The 14017-nt window shown below is 71.7% G+C and carries 14 protein-coding genes; 4 read left to right on the plus strand and 10 right to left on the minus strand.

What is annotated here, in order from left to right:
- Positions 1-4: 4 nt before the first annotated feature.
- On the plus strand, positions 5-763 hold the full coding sequence (locus AB5J56_RS06450) for an SDR family NAD(P)-dependent oxidoreductase (RefSeq protein ID WP_369230930.1): 759 nt from the start codon (positions 5-7) through the stop codon (positions 761-763).
- A 61-nt stretch (positions 764-824) separates the two neighbouring features.
- On the opposite strand, the gene AB5J56_RS06455 is transcribed toward AB5J56_RS06450, so the two are convergent.
- The 9 genes from AB5J56_RS06455 to mftA form a co-directional block, all read right to left on the minus strand.
- The gene (locus AB5J56_RS06455; protein WP_369230932.1) at positions 825-1565 is read right to left on the minus strand and encodes a hypothetical protein; all 741 of its coding nucleotides are present in this window, start codon (positions 1563-1565) and stop codon (positions 825-827) included.
- Between the two features lie 29 nt (positions 1566-1594).
- Positions 1595-2149, minus strand: coding sequence for a flavin reductase family protein (locus AB5J56_RS06460; RefSeq protein ID WP_369230934.1), 555 nt, complete (start codon positions 2147-2149; stop codon positions 1595-1597).
- An 8-nt stretch (positions 2150-2157) separates the two neighbouring features.
- Positions 2158-3339 (minus strand): hydroxylase, encoded by a 1182-nt coding sequence (locus AB5J56_RS06465; RefSeq protein WP_369230936.1) that lies wholly within the window; start codon positions 3337-3339, stop codon positions 2158-2160.
- Positions 3340-3465: 126 nt separating this feature from the next.
- Positions 3466-4851: a mycofactocin biosynthesis glycosyltransferase MftF gene (mftF, locus tag AB5J56_RS06470; protein ID WP_369230938.1), complete on the minus strand. Its 1386-nt coding sequence runs from the start codon at positions 4849-4851 to the stop codon at positions 3466-3468.
- Entirely contained in the window at positions 4848-5567 is a 720-nt protein-coding gene (gene mftE / locus AB5J56_RS06475; protein WP_369230940.1) for a mycofactocin biosynthesis peptidyl-dipeptidase MftE, read from the minus strand. Before mftE ends, mftF begins: the two co-directional genes overlap by 4 nt.
- 2 nt (positions 5568-5569) lie before the next feature.
- On the minus strand, positions 5570-6769 hold the full coding sequence (mftD, locus tag AB5J56_RS06480; RefSeq protein ID WP_369230942.1) for a pre-mycofactocin synthase MftD: 1200 nt from the start codon (positions 6767-6769) through the stop codon (positions 5570-5572).
- On the minus strand, positions 6762-7964 hold the full coding sequence (mftC, locus tag AB5J56_RS06485; protein ID WP_369230944.1) for a mycofactocin radical SAM maturase: 1203 nt from the start codon (positions 7962-7964) through the stop codon (positions 6762-6764). The genes mftD and mftC overlap by 8 nt, the downstream gene beginning before the upstream one ends.
- Positions 7961-8236, minus strand: coding sequence for a mycofactocin biosynthesis chaperone MftB (gene mftB, locus AB5J56_RS06490; protein ID WP_369230946.1), 276 nt, complete (start codon positions 8234-8236; stop codon positions 7961-7963). Before mftB ends, mftC begins: the two co-directional genes overlap by 4 nt.
- 10 nt (positions 8237-8246) lie before the next feature.
- Positions 8247-8387 (minus strand): mycofactocin precursor MftA, encoded by a 141-nt coding sequence (gene mftA / locus AB5J56_RS06495; RefSeq protein WP_369230948.1) that lies wholly within the window; start codon positions 8385-8387, stop codon positions 8247-8249.
- 136 nt (positions 8388-8523) lie between these two features.
- Between mftA and mftG the strand changes: the two genes are divergently transcribed.
- The 3 genes from mftG (at position 8524) to AB5J56_RS06510 (ending at position 12596) form a co-directional block, all read left to right on the plus strand.
- Positions 8524-10098: a mycofactocin system GMC family oxidoreductase MftG gene (gene mftG, locus AB5J56_RS06500; protein WP_369230950.1), complete on the plus strand. Its 1575-nt coding sequence runs from the start codon at positions 8524-8526 to the stop codon at positions 10096-10098.
- A gap of 73 nt (positions 10099-10171) precedes the next feature.
- A complete protein-coding gene (locus tag AB5J56_RS06505; protein WP_369230952.1) occupies positions 10172-11206 on the plus strand; it encodes an enoyl-CoA hydratase/isomerase family protein in 1035 nt (344 codons plus the stop codon).
- A complete protein-coding gene (locus AB5J56_RS06510; protein WP_369230954.1) occupies positions 11196-12596 on the plus strand; it encodes an amidohydrolase family protein in 1401 nt (466 codons plus the stop codon). Before AB5J56_RS06505 ends, AB5J56_RS06510 begins: the two co-directional genes overlap by 11 nt.
- Here AB5J56_RS06510 and AB5J56_RS06515 read toward each other — a convergent pair.
- The gene (locus AB5J56_RS06515; protein ID WP_369230956.1) at positions 12553-13911 is read right to left on the minus strand and encodes a CoA transferase; all 1359 of its coding nucleotides are present in this window, start codon (positions 13909-13911) and stop codon (positions 12553-12555) included. The genes AB5J56_RS06510 and AB5J56_RS06515 overlap by 44 nt on opposite strands.
- Positions 13912-14017: the final 106 nt, after the last annotated feature.

Here is a 14017-nt window from a genome sequence, read left to right on the forward strand (position 1 = left end):
TCTGATGCCGGACAACACAGAGCACCAGGGCAAGGTCGCCCTCATCACCGGGGGCGGCCGCGGCTTCGGCAAGGCGTTCGGCGAGGCCCTCTCGACCCTCGGCGCGCATGTCGTGCTCGCCGACATCGACGGCGCCGCCGCGGCCGAGGCGGCGGCGGAACTCACCGCGAAGGGCCTGGGCGCGACCGGCGTCGCCTGCGACGTGGCCGACGAGGCCGGGGTCGGCGCGGTCGTGAGCGAGGTCGTCGAACGCCACGGCGGGCTCGACATCCTGGTCAACAACGCCGGCCTGCACGCCGCCTACAACAAGCCCTTCACCGAACTGGGCCTGGCCAAGGTGCGCCGAGTCCTCGACGTCAACGTCATGGGCACCGTCATCTGCTCGCTCGCGGCGCACGAGGCCATGCGGGGACGGCCCGGCGCCTCCATCGTCAACATCTCGTCATCGGCGGCCTATGCGAACCGCAGCATCTACGGCGTCTCCAAACTCGCCGTACGGGGCCTCACGGTGTCCTTCGCGCGCGAGTTCGCCGCCGACGGGATCCGGGTCAACGCGATCGCGCCGGGTCTCATCTTCACCGACGCCGTTCGGGCCCAGCTCTCCCCCGCCGAGGCGGACCGTGTCCTCGGGGAGCAGATCCTGCGGCAGGAGGGCCGGGAGCAGGACATCGTCGAGGCACTGCTGTATCTGGTCTCGTCGAAGGCGTCGTTCGTGACGGGTGAGACCCTGCGGGTGACGGGCGGGTTCGCGCTGTCCGTCTAGTCTCCGCACACGCCTGTGGCCCCGCGACGACGGTCGCGGGGCCACAGCTGTTGTGGCGGTCCTACACGGTCACCGGTTCGTTCTCCGGCTTCCCGGCCAGTTCCTTCTCCTCGTTCGTGATCGCCTTCAGCAGCACGTACGGCGTGGCGATCTTCCACACGGCGTACGCGACCGAGGGGATGATGTTCGCGAGAAGTCCGTTCCAGGCGAGTGGCCCGTCCTGGTTGAGGAAGACGAAGGCGCCCGGGACGAGCGTCACTCCCAGCACCAGGCTGAGCCAGCCGTACCAGCGCGGGAAGAGCGGCTTCTCCCGGGTGTGGTCGATGAACGCGGCGTATCCGATCGACCAGACCTGGAGCACGAAGATGCAGGCGTTGCCCACGAACATGAGCCAGAAGGTGTCGACCATCGCGGTCAGGACGTCGACGGAGTGGCTCTCCGGTCGGTAGGCCGCGGCGGCGAGGATCGCGAGCGGGAAGAAGAACCCGAGCGGGGCCACCACGCCCGTGGTGAGCTGGGTCATGGACAGCAGCCCCCAGCCGCCCTCGACCCGGCGCAGCTGCATGCTCGTCACGATGACGTACGGATACTCGAACGGGACGAGCAGAACCATCAGGGCGACACAGGTGAGGATCCCCGTGCGGTGGTCCTTGAGGAAAGCGACGACATCCTCGGGGCTTTCCGTCGGGCTCATCGGCGGAGTGAGGTGGCCCACGGCGAACGCGGCGAGGAATCCCACGAAGAGGATGACGCCGCACCACGCCGATATTCTCTGCAGTCTTATGTAGAGGTCTTTCTTCATCTACGGCTCCCTATTGTGCCGACCGGTGCCTACCGGCCGATCTCGTGCCAGCCCACGAGGCTGTCGAGCAGCTGACCCGCGCTCGACATGTAGTCGCCGTATCCGCCCCGGAAGAACAGCAGCGGGGTCTTGAGCGACTCGACGCGCAGGTCACGGACCCGCCCGACGACCAACAGGTGATCTCCGATCTCGACAACCTGCTCCACCGCGCAGTCGACCCACGCGACGATCCCGTCCAACACGGGGCTGCCCAGCGGCGACGTCCGCCAGGTCGTGTCCGCGAACCGCTCCTGCGCCGGGCCACCCGCCAGCTTCCGCGACAGCCGTTCCTGGTTGCCCGCGAGCGCGTTGGCGCAGAAGCGGCCCGCTGTCCTGATCGTCCGCAGGGTCATGGAGGAGCGGTCCGCGAGGAAGGACACCAGGGGCGGCTCCAGCGACACGGACGTGAAGGTGCCGACGACCATGCCGTGCGGCCGTTCCTCGGCGTCCGTGGTGGTGATCGCGACCACGGAGGTGGGGAAGTTGCCCAGTACGTCGCGGAACAGCCGCCCGTCGATCGCGTCCGGCGTCCGCGTGTGCGTCACGCCGTCGCTCATATCAGGATGCGCATCGACTCGGGCAGCTCAAGTCCCATCTGTGCCAGGGCGTTGGCGTGGTACGCGGTGCCGGGCACGTGGATCATGTGCTGGAGTCCGACGTGGGCGTCCCGCCAGTACCGCTGCATCGGGTTGTTGCGCCGGATCGCGTTGCCGCCGGACCTCGCGAAGATCTCGTCCAGCGCGGAGACGGCACGCCAGGCACAACGGACCTGGTTGCGCCGTACGTTGGCACGGTCCTCCAGGCTGATCGGCTTGCCGGCCTCGACCTGGTCGTACAACCGGCTGATGCCGTCGATGAGTTGGACCCGGGAGGCGGCGATCTCGGCCGCGGCCTCCCCGGCGGCGTAGAGGACATACGGGTCGTCGCGCACCTGGACGCCGGTCACGGCGACCCGGTCCTTCTGCTGGGCCAGGTGGACGGCGAGGGCGCCCTCGCAGATGCCGATGACGGCGGCCGTGATGCCGAGCGGAAACATCGAGGCGAACGGCAGCTTGTAGAGGGTGTCGGTGAGCCCGACCGCCTCCGCGGCGGCCCCCTCCTGGACGGCCTCCTGCCTGATCGTGCGATACTCGGGGATGAACGCCTTGTCGACGACGACGTCCTTGCTGCCGGTGCCCGCGAGTCCCACGACGTCCCAGGTGCCGTCGATGATCTCGTAGTCGGAGCGGGGCAGGACGACGTGCATGACGGTGATGGGCCCGGCGGGCTTGCCCTTGCCGTCGCCGAGGAGCGCGCCGAGGAAGTCCCAGCGACAGTGGTCGCTGCCCGAGGAGAACGGCCAGCGACCGCTGAGGACATAGCCGCCGTCCACCGGCTCGGCGATGCCGTTGGGCATGTACGGAGAGGCGATCCAGGTGTCCGGGTCCTCGTCCCAGACCTCGTGGGCGAGACGGGTGTCCATCTGGGCCAGCTCCCACGGGTGGACCCCGACGACACCGCACACCCAGCCGGCGGCACCGTCGTGCCGCGCGACCGCCATCACCGCCTCCGCGAAGTCCCGGGGGTGAGCGGCGAATCCGCCGAACTCCTTGGGCTGCAGCAGCCGTATGACCCCCGCGGAACGGAGCAGTTCGACGGTCCTCTCGCTCAGCTTGCCGAGTGACTCGTTCTCGTCGGCGAGCCCGGCCAGTTCTGCACCCAACTCCTCGACACGGCCGACCACTTCATGCGTCACTCCGCACACCTCCCGGTCACTGATCCCTCGCATGTGCCGCGCGTCGCCGGCGGCCAGTTGGCCTCAGTGTCGGGGCGTGGGACCAGCACCCGCTGGGCGCTTTCCGCTGACCGGGACTGGGCGGCCTCAGTGTGTGACGCGGGGGCGGAGTGCGGCGGTGGAGCGGCCCTTGAGGGCGGAGAACCAGACGCCGGCGCCGTAAGCGAGGTCGTCGAGGCGGCGGGCGACGCCGTAGCGCAGGGGGTCGAGAGTGGCTTGATCACGACGGTATTCGAGGGCGATGTCGGCGACAGCGGCGACCGCCGTGGCCCGGCGCAGCCGACGCGAGAGCGTGCAGCCGACTGCCGTCAGGGGCCACCAGTGGCGGGTCAGCAGTGCGGAGGTCTGCGCCAGGGTGGCAAGGGCGCCGTTGCCGGTGAGGCGCACGGCGAGCCGGTAGGGATGGTCGGTGCCGTCGAGCTTGCGGGCGATACGCACGGTGACGACGCCGAGGACGGCCCCCGCGGCCGGGACCGACCAGCGGCGCTGGGCGAGCAGCGCGGCGGCGAACGCCATGCCCCAGGGGGCGAACACGGCGGGTGCGATGTGGTCGGGGTGCCGCCGGGCGAGCGGCTGGGCCCCGGTGCCGTACACGGCCTTGCGCAGGAACCAGTCCTGTATGCGCACGCGATGCTCATGCGCGGCCCGCACGGCCGGCTCGTACCGCACACGTCCGCCCGCCTCGATCAGCCGCCAGCACAGGTCGACGTCCTCCCCGACCCGCATGCGCTCGTCGAAGCCCTCCGCCAGCGCGCCCACCCGCGCCACCACGCAGGCCGAGGACGCCCAGGAGACGGGAGTGCCGGGGCGCACCGGGGCCGGGTGGGCGCCGAGGTCGAGAGAGGACCGGGCGTTCTCGTACCGCTCGATCCAGGTCGTGGCGGTGGTGGGCAGGCCGGTGATGCGGGGTACGGCCATGACGACCCGGGGGTCGGCGAAGTGCCTCAGCAGGGTCGGGACCGTGTCGGGGTCCAGCACGATGTCGGAGTCGGCGAAGACCACGTACGGGGTGGTGACGAGCCGGAGTCCGGCGTTGCGCGCGCCGGCGGGTCCGACGTTGGCGGCCAGGGTGACCGTCCGGGCGCCGTGCTGAGCGGCGACTTCGGCCACGGCGGCCGGCCGTCGGGAGGCGTCGTCGACCACGAGCACGGGGGTGTCCGTGCCGATGCTCCTCAGGAGACGGTCCAGTTGGCGTGGGCGGTCGCGCACCGGTACGACGACGGTGTACCGGGGGTCGGCGGGCGGCGGGAGCGAGGCGACGACGGGGTGGGCCATGCCGGTGTCAAGGAGCCGGTCGGCGAGGAGCGCGCTCGCCGCGTCGCGCACGGGGAGCGTCCTGCCGACGAGCAGCCGTCGGGCCTTCGGGGTCAGTCTCAGCAGCCGGGTCGGGAAGCCGCCGAGGAGGGCCCGGCTGCCGTCGACGACCCTTGTGTGTCGGTCTAGTCGGACCACGAAGCCGAGGGGAAGCGTCATCGGCGTTCGGCCTCCGCGAGGCGGCCTCGGGCGTCGGCGTTCCATGCCGTGATCCGGCGGACCGTGGCTGAGACCATCACGTCCAGAGCCCGGCGCCCCTCCTCGGCCGAGGCCCCGGCGGGATCGCCGAGCACACCGGAGGGCGAGACTGCGCGGACACCGCGGGCCATCAACTCCGGCAGCAGGACGGCCAGTGGGCTTGTGTCACCGGCGACCGCGGCGTCGAGCCGTACGCGCTCGGGTGCCAGGTGCAGCATGAGGGAGGTCTCCGTGCGGCCGGCGTGCGCGTCGCCGCCTGGTGTCTCGCAACCGGTCCAGGCGACGTCGTGGCCCTCCGTGCGCAGCAGGCCGACGGCCGCGACGAGGGTGGCGGTGTTACCGCCGTGGCCGTTGACGAAGACGACTCTGCCCGCCCACAGGGCCAGTGAGCGCGTCAGCTCCACGAGGACCGCGCGCAGTGCCTCGTGCCCGATCGAGACGGTGCCCGGGAAGTCCGCGTGTTCGCCGCTGGCGCCGTACGCGAGCGGCGGTGCCACCAGCGGTGGTCCCGGAAGGGCGTCGGCCGCCCGCCGTGCGACGGCGTGGGCGACCGTGGTGTCGGTGTCGAACGGCAGGTGCGGACCGTGCTGTTCGGTGGAGCCGACCGGGACCAGCACGAGCTCGCCGGACGGCACGGCCGGCCAGACCATGTCGCCCAGGGCTCGGCGCACGGCCATGGTCAGCCGGCCGAGGCGAAGTGTTCCCCGCCTCCCAAGGCCAGCGGAAAGCCAGGAGGTATCACCAGGTCCCCGGGCCCCAGTTCGTGGACGGAGGAGTGTCCGAGGCCCAGGACGGCCGAGTCGAGGCCGCCGCGCAGGATGTCCAGGACGTTCTCGACACCGACCTGTCCGTTCACAGCGAGGCCCCAGAGGTAGGCGCGGCCGATCAGGACGGCGCGGGCGCCGAGGGCGAGTGCCTTGGCCACGTCGCCGCCGCGGCGGACCCCGCCGTCCAGCAGGACTTCGACCTGGTCGCCGACGGCTTCGGCGATGGAGGGGAGGATCCGGATGGTGGCCGGGGTGGTGTCCAGGTTGTTGCCGCCGTGGTTGGACACGGACAGGGCCGTCACCCCGGCGTCGACCGCCCGCTTGGCGTCGTCGACCCGGGTCACGCCCTTGAGGAGGAAGGGGCCGCCCCACTCCTCACGCAGCCATTTGACGTCCTCCCAGGTGGGCGGCGGGGTCTGCATCCACTCATCGTAGGCACCGAAGAAGGTGGGCGCATCGCCGCCGGGGGCCCGCAGGTTGGGCACGGTGAGGTCGGGCAGACGGCCGGACCGGGCGTACTTCCACAACCACCCGGGCCGGGGCAGCACGTCGGGGGCGAACCGCAGCATGGTCCTGAGGTCGAGCCTGTCCGGGATGGCGGGGCTGCCCCAGTCACGGCCATGAGAGAAGGACCAGTCGAGGGTGACGATGAGCGCCTTGGCACCCGCGGCTCTGGCCCGGTCCATGCGCTGCACCATGGTCTCGCGGGTGCCGCTCCAGTACAGCTGGAAGAAGAAGTCGGGCTGGGCGTCCGAGACCTCCTCCACCGGCTTACTGGCGAACGAGCTCAGGCCCATGATCACGCCCCGGCTCGCCGCGGCGCGGGCCACGGCCACCTCCCCGTCCGGGTCGACGGCCTGCACGCCGGTCGGCGAGATGAGCACGGGCAGCCTGGTGGGCACGCCCAGGACGGTCGTGGACAGGTCACGGTCGGCGTGGTGGCCCACGACGCGTGGGGCGAGGCCGAGTTCGGCGAAGGCCGCCATGTTGTGGTCGATCGTACGGCCGCGCTCCGAGCCGGCGACGAGCGCGCCGTAGACCGAGCTGGGCAGTTGCTTCTTCGCTCTGCGCTGGGCCTCGGCGACCGTCTCGAACCAGGGGTTCCTAGGCATGGGCCCCGCCCTTTCCCGTAGGTGTCAGATCGAGCCCGGCCAGCGGGTCCTCGGCGCAGTCGCTCACCGGAGGGCGGCGGGTGAGGACGAGGTCCACGGCTGTGCGGGAATGGTCGCCGGTCGGCTTGGGCACCGGAGTTCCGTCGCGGTGGGCCAGCAGCTCCTCCCCGTACCCCTGCACGCACTCGGGGTCCGGGCCGTCCAGCGGCAGCCCGGTGAAGAACTTCGCGGCCATGCAGCCGCCCTTGCAGGTGTCGTAGAAGGCGCAGGAGGCGCAGGCGCCGCCGTGCTGCGGGGTGCGCAGCCGCCGGAACAGCTCCGAGTCGCGCCACACTCCCGAGAAGCCGCCCGGCTGACGGACGTTGCCGGCGAGGAACTCCTCGTGGATGGCGAACGGGCAGGCGTACACGTCGCCGACCGGGTCGATCAGGCAGACGACGCGTCCGGCGCCGCACAGGTTGAGACCGGGCAGGGACTGGCCGTAGGCGGAGAGGTGGAAGAAGGAGTCACCGGTCAGCACGTTGTCGCCGTGCGCCAACAGCCAGTCGTACAGCTCACGTTGCTGTGCGGCCGTGGGGTGCAGGTTGTCCCAGACGTCGGCGCCGCGGCCGGAGGGGCGCAGCCGGGTCAGGCGCAGTTGGGCGCCGAAGCGGTCGGCGAGCGCCTTGAAGTCGTCCAGCTGCGGGATGTTGTGCCGGGTGCAGACCACGGAGATCTTGAAGTCGCTCATTTGGGCGGCGGCGAGATTCTCCAGCGCCCGCAGCGCCGTCGCGTACGAACCGGGCCCGCGCACCGCGTCGTTGACCTCGGCGGTCGCGCCGTCGAGCGAGATCTGGACGTCCACGTAGTCGTTGCGGGCGAGACGCCCGGCGGCTTCGGGGGTGATCCGGACGCCATTGGTGGAGAACTTCACGCCCACGTGGTGGGCCGTGGCGTAGTCGAGGAGCTCCCAGAAGTCGGCGCGGACGGTGGGCTCGCCGCCGCCGATGTTGACGTAGAAGACCTGCATGGCCTCCAGTTCGTCGATGACGGCCTTGGCCTCCTCGGTGCTCAGCTCTCGGGGATCGCGCCGGCCGGAGCTGGACAGGCAGTGGGTACAGGCCAGGTTGCAGGCGTAGGTCAGTTCCCAGGTGAGGCAGATCGGCGCGTCGAGCCCGTACTCGAACAGGTCGACCAGCCGGGACGTGGCGGTCATGAGGTCCTTCCGACGACCATCGACGACTCGGCGAGCGCGGCCAGGGCCCGGCCGTACCGCGGCAGTTCGGCCTCGTCGACGCCGGCGGCCAGACAGGCGGCCCGGGCCGTCCGGGTGTGGGCGAGGTGCTGGACGACCGCGAGCAGCCGGCGGTCCTTGAGGAACGTCAGCCTGCGGGTGCCGAAGTGGTAGAGCAGCGCGCCGAAGGGTTCCGGCCGCACCGAGACCTGCGGGTGCAGGTCCCATGCGCGGTCGAGGTCCATGCCTGTCATGGGGCGGCGCCTAGTAGACGCCGCACATGCCGTCGATGGAGATCTCCTCCAACAGATCCTCGCCTTCGATCAGCGGCGCCGAGGCTGCGGCGGGGTCGGGCTCGGCCTCGGCGGCGGCCTGTTCGGACAGGGCGGAGCGGAGCTCGTTCATGCGACTCTCCCTAGGCATCCCACTTGGTCGAACGCGGCTGACGGTAGGTCACCGGGACAGCGAGTACGAGGGCCGGTCCCGGCTACCGGGACGAGGCGCCGCGCGGGGCGGTCAGGGCGATTTCAATCGCTTGCCCATGAAACACACCGAGAACGGGCACAGCCGGGTACGCCGCCCCGACGTCATTGTGGTGGGCGCCGGGGGCAGCGGTGCCGTCCTCGCGGCGCGACTCAGTGAGGACCCCGGCCGCATCGTGCTGGTGCTGGAGGCGGGTCCGGCGCCGCGTCACCCGTCGGCGTTCGCACCCGAGTTGCTGAATGCACGGCTCGTGCCTGGCGCACAACCCGGACACCGGGCCGTCCAGCCGTACGCCGTGCACCTCACTCCGACGCGTCCGTACACGGTCGTCCGGGGGCGCTGGCTCGGCGGCTCGACCACCGTCAACGGCGGGTACTTCGTGCGTGCCCGGCGGGACGACTTCGACCGCTGGTCGGCCGTCGGCGGCGCGACCTGGTCGTACGACCGGGTGCTGCCGTTTCTCCGCGCTCTTGAGACCGACCTCGACTATGGTGCCGACCCGCTGCACGGCGACCGCGGACCGGTGCACGTCCGCCGCGCGAACCATCGCCACCCCGCAGTTGACGCGTTCCGGGCGGCCGCTCGCAGACTGGGCTTTCCCGAGGAACCGGACAAGAACGCCCAGGACGCGCCGGGATTCGGTCCAGTGCCGTCCAACGTTGTGGACGGGGTGCGCATGAACACCGGCATCAGCCATCTCCTGGGCGCGTCCGGCCGTCCCAACCTCCTGGTGGAAGGGGACAGTACGGTCCTCAGGGTCATCGTCGAGCGCGGCCGCGCGACCGGCGTGGAGGTCGAGCGGAACGGATACCGCAGGGTTGTGCACGGCGGCGAAGTCGTGCTCTGCGCGGGGGCGTTCGGCTCCGCCCATCTGCTGCATCTGTCGGGTGTCGGGCCACGTCGCGAGCTGGAGGCCCTCGGCGTTCCCGTGGTCAGGGACGCTCCCGCCGTCGGAGCCGGGTTCGGCGATCATCCGCAGGTGGTGCTGGAGTGGCTGCCCCGGCGGTCGATGCCGGAGCCCGCCTGCTCCTGGCTCGGTGAAGTCCTGCACCTGTCCTCGTCGGACGGGTGCCACCCAGGCGATCTGGAAATCCTGCAGTCCCTGGTCCCCGTGGCCGGGCTGACGGGCGGGAAGGTGTCCGTTCCCGGCGCGCCGCTCGCGTTCCTGATCTCCGTCCAGACACCACGACTCAGCGGTCGGATGCGCATCCTTTCCGCCGATCCCGCGACGCCTCCGAGCCTCGACTACGGCTATCTGTCGACCGCGGAGGATCGGCGGCGCATGCGTGAAGCGGTCCGTGCCACCGCCGAGCTGGTCGGCACGACCGACTTCGCCGCCGTCTCCGGCGGGCTCACGGAACCATCGGCGGAGGTGCTGGACGACGACCGACTGCTCGACGAGTGGATCCTGGGGCATCTCGGCACGTCCCACCACACGTGTGGCACGGTTCCCATGGGCCCCGCAGACGATCCCGGGGCAGCCGTCGACCCCTGCGGAAAAGTGCACGGTGTCAACGGTCTGCGTGTCGCGGACACGTCGATCCTGCCGACGCCCCCGTTGCGAGGCCCGGCGGCCACCGCCGTCCTCATCGGCGAACTCGTCGCCGACGCCATGCGGCGCGGCCGGACATGACCGGTTCGAGGAGGCTGTGCCACAGGGGTCAGGTCGGCGTGTCCCGCCGCGGGCATCGAATCGAGGAGGCTCGGTGTACAACGACGAAGGACTGATGCTCCGTTCGGACGGACTGGTGGGGAACCCCGTGCGGTGCCTGGTTCTCGACGACTGGCACGACGCCGATGCGAGCCGGATCGAAGCCGAGGCCGCACGGCAGGCCGACTCCTTGCCCCTGACGTTCGGCATCGCGACCCGGCAGCCGCCGGACCGGCTACGACCGCTGTTGAAGGCACTGACGTTGACCCTGGCGGCACCCCGTGTCAGCGCCGAGGCACGGGAGTTGGTGCCCGTCGACGATCCGCTGGTCTCGTTCGACGAGCTGGTACGGCTCGTCGAGCGTCGGCCTCGGGCCAGCCTGGCTCTGGGGCAGTTGTTGCGGCAGACGCCGCAGCTCAGCGCCGCTCAGGGCCTGGCGGCCGAGGCGGCTGCGTACTCGATGCTTCTCGGCGGGACGGAGTTCGCGTCCTGGCTCAACGACCGGGGCACGCCTCAGGCTTATCGGAAGGAGGGGCCACTGGTCCGCGTCCGGCGGGAGAACGACCGGCTGTCCCTCCTGCTCGACCGCCCGCACCGGCGGAACGCGTTCAGCTTCCGGATGCGGGAGGAACTGTTCGAGGCCCTGGAAGTCGCCCTCCTCGACGGCACGGTCGGCCGGATCGAACTGGCCGGTGCCGGGCCGGTGTTCTGCAGCGGCGGCGAGCTCGCCGAGTTCGGGACGGCAACGGACCTCGTGGCGGCGTACCTGGTACGACTGGAGCGGGCGCCCTGGCGGCTGATCGACCGGATGCGGGACCGCGTGACGGTCCGGGTGCAGGGCGCGGCCGTGGGTGCGGGTGTGGAGATGGCCGCCTTCGCGGGACGACTGGTGTCTTCACCCGGGGCGTTCTTCCAGCTGCCCGAGGTCGCGATGGGTCTGGTGCCCGGCGCCGGCGGCACGGTGAGCGTGCCACGGCGGATCGGCCGGTGGCGGGCGGCGTGGATGATGATGAGCGGGGCGCGGGTCGGCGCTGTCACCGCCCGGCGGTGGGGGTTGGTTGACGAGATCGACGACGGCCATGAGCGGTGAGGTACTGCTTCACGGCGTGGAACTGCACCCGCGCCAGGGTCCGGTCGACTGCCGGATCCGGGGCGGTGTCGTCACCGAGCTGGGCCGTGGACTGCGGCCACAGCCGGATGAGTTCGTCGCACGAGGCTACGGCGGCGCGCTGCTGCCCGGTCTGGCCGACCACCATCTTCATCTGGCGGCCATGGCCGCACAGCATGCTTCGCTCGACGTGTCCGCCCTCTCCCGGGACGGTCTCGCGTCCTCCCTCGCACAAGCCGTGGCGGGCGAGGACGGCTGGGTGCGAGCGGTCGGGTACGACGATGTGGTCCACGGTGCTCTCGACCGGACCGTCCTCGACGCGTGGAACCGCGTGCTGCCGGTGCGCGTCCAGCACCGGTCCGGGGCGCTGTGGCTCGTCAACTCCCCCGGTCTGGAACGGCTCGGCGCCGTGTCCGCCGCCCACAACGGCATCGAACGCGATACGGCAGGCCGGCCGACCGGGCGGCTGTGGCGCGCCGACGCCTGGCTGCGCGAGGCCCTCGGCGGACGGGCTCCGTCTCTCCGGGCGGTGGGCGCACAGCTGGCCGCCCTCGGTGTCACCCATGTCGCCGATGCGACACCGGACCGGGGTGCCACCGGGGTCGTCCCAGAGGCTGTGCGGCGGGCGGAACTCCCCCAGCACGTCATGGTGATGGCCGCCGACGCCGGTCTCCCGCCCCATTCACGGCTGAGCGTGGGCCCGCTGAAGCTGGTGGTCGCCGACCACGCTCTCCCGGACGTCGACGACCTCGCCGAGCGGATGCGGCGGGCCCACGCGGACGGCCGGCCCGTCGCTGTGCACTGCGTGACCCGTACGGCCCTGGCGCTCACCCTGGCCGCGCTCCACCTGGCAGGTGGCCTGGACGGGGACCGCGTGGAGCACTGCGCCGTCGCCGACCCGGCCGCTGCCCGGGAACTGGCCTCCCGGCGGATCCGGGTCGTCACGCAGCCGACGCTGGTCGCCCTGCGGGGCGATGACTACTGGGAGCGAGTCGATCCCGGAGACCGCCCCGACCTGTGGCGGTACGCCGGTCTGCTGCGTGCCGGGGTCCGGGTGGCCGCGAGCAGCGACGCCCCGTACGGCGATCCGGACCCTTGGGCGTGCCTGCGGGCCGCGTCCGAGCGGCTGACACCGGCCGGGCGTGTGCTCGGGGCCGACGAGCGGGTTCCGGTGGAAGTGGTGCTGCGGGCCCTGCTCTCCCCCTTGGATGATCCCGGAGGCCCGCCACGACGGGTCGCGGTGGGGCGACCGGCTGACCTCGTCCTGCTGGACCGGCCGTTGAGAGAGGCGTTGCGGGCTCCGGACGCCGGCCAGGTGCGCGCCACCTTCATCGAGGGACGGCTCGTCCACGGAGCCCAGTACCTTGGTTGAGGATGCGGGCCGTGTCGGCGCCCATCTCGGCCGCCGTCCCTTCCGGTACCGGCGCGCGCGGTGGGAGAACCTTCTGCGTCCGGCCGAGCGCCGGGCACTCCACCACCGTCCCCGCTGCTGCTGTCCGTACCGGATGGGGCCCATGATCGGCCGGACGAGCCGCGGCGAACGCCGCCGCAACGTTTCGCATGGAGACGTCGATCAGCTGTCCCCCGCCGCAGGCCAGGGCACCCATCGCGCCCAGTGCGGCGACGAGCCCGGTCAGCGGATCGGCGACCGCGTCGGCGCAGAACACCGGCTCACCGTCCGCCGACCGGCCGACCAGGCCGCCGGCGACGGCCGCGTCGTCGCCGAAGGCGACCCGTTCGGGATGACTGCGGCCGTACCCCGTGATGCTCACCCACACCTTGCCCGCCCGATGGTCGAGCCCTTCCGGAGCCAGCCCCAACTGGGCCAGCGCACGCGGCCGGGACGCCTCGATCACCACATCGGCGGCCCGGACCAGGTCGGCGAGCGCGGCTCGCCCTTCGGGCAGGGTGAAGTCGACGGCGACACTCTCGTGCCCGGCGTGCAGCCAGTCGTAGAACCGCCGGTTCCCGGCGCGGGCGCCGTCGGGACGCCGGGTGCTCTCCACCTTGATCACTCTGGCTCCGGCCAGGCCGAGCACGCGGGCGCACAGCGGGCCTGCCCAGAGCGAGGAGAGGTCCACGACGAGAGCACCCTCCAGCTTCACGTCCCCGTCGGGTGCGGCAATGGTGAACGCCTGCCACGGTGAGGCCACGGGGGGCGGCTCGGCCGGCAGGGCAGCGGCAGGTACGCCGAACATCCGGACGTGGTCGGCGAATTCGCTCGCCTTGGCGCCACGTACGGCCGTGGTGAGCTCCTGCCAGGGGGCGGTCACGTCGGGCCGGCCCAACATCGCCGGGACGAGTTCGAGGTCGTGCGGGCGGCTCAGGGTCACCGCGCACCAGCCGTCCGAAGCCCGAAGCAACCGGGTCGCGCCGCCCGCGGAGGTGCGTCCGCGCCGGGTGAGGTTCATGGCACCTGCGCGGCCGCTGAGGACGAGGGCGAGGTCGATGAGGTGCGGGCGACCTGCGAGGTGCGCCAGTGCTGCGCCTGTCTCCCGCAGCAGGGCCGCCATTGGTCCGGGCGACAGGACAGGCGGTCCATCCGCCTGGCCGGTCAGCTCCATGGCGCCGGAGGCGGCCCAGTCCATGAGCGGGCAGCCGGTCGCGGCCGCGGCGGGGGGCAGGAGCGGGGAGTCCCCCAGGCTGCGCAGCCATCGCCGTACGGGCTCGGCAGGATCGTCCGTCATCGCCCTCCCTGGAAAAGAGTATCCTGTTAAACAGTCACCGCACAGTACCTTCAAAGCAGCGGACCGGCACGGTGAACCCTGTCCCGCTCAGCAAGCGTCCAGGGAC

This window comes from Streptomyces sp. R21 (assembly GCF_041051975.1).
Classification (GTDB): Bacteria; Actinomycetota; Actinomycetes; order Streptomycetales; family Streptomycetaceae; genus Streptomyces.

Coding starts and splice junctions, on each gene's coding strand:
- AB5J56_RS06450 (WP_369230930.1), top strand. CDS start 5: ATGCCGGACAACACAGAGCACCAGGGCAAGGTCGCCCTCATCACCGGG.
- AB5J56_RS06455 (WP_369230932.1), bottom strand. CDS start 1,565: ATGAAGAAAGACCTCTACATAAGACTGCAGAGAATATCGGCGTGGTGC.
- mftF (WP_369230938.1), bottom strand. CDS start 4,851: ATGACGCTTCCCCTCGGCTTCGTGGTCCGACTAGACCGACACACAAGG.
- mftE (WP_369230940.1), bottom strand. CDS start 5,567: ATGGCCGTGCGCCGAGCCCTGGGCGACATGGTCTGGCCGGCCGTGCCG.
- mftD (WP_369230942.1), bottom strand. CDS start 6,769: ATGCCTAGGAACCCCTGGTTCGAGACGGTCGCCGAGGCCCAGCGCAGA.
- mftC (WP_369230944.1), bottom strand. CDS start 7,964: ATGACCGCCACGTCCCGGCTGGTCGACCTGTTCGAGTACGGGCTCGAC.
- mftB (WP_369230946.1), bottom strand. CDS start 8,236: ATGACAGGCATGGACCTCGACCGCGCATGGGACCTGCACCCGCAGGTC.
- mftA (WP_369230948.1), bottom strand. CDS start 8,387: ATGAACGAGCTCCGCTCCGCCCTGTCCGAACAGGCCGCCGCCGAGGCC.
- mftG (WP_369230950.1), top strand. CDS start 8,524: ATGAAACACACCGAGAACGGGCACAGCCGGGTACGCCGCCCCGACGTC.
- AB5J56_RS06510 (WP_369230954.1), top strand. CDS start 11,196: ATGAGCGGTGAGGTACTGCTTCACGGCGTGGAACTGCACCCGCGCCAG.
- AB5J56_RS06515 (WP_369230956.1), bottom strand. CDS start 13,911: ATGACGGACGATCCTGCCGAGCCCGTACGGCGATGGCTGCGCAGCCTG.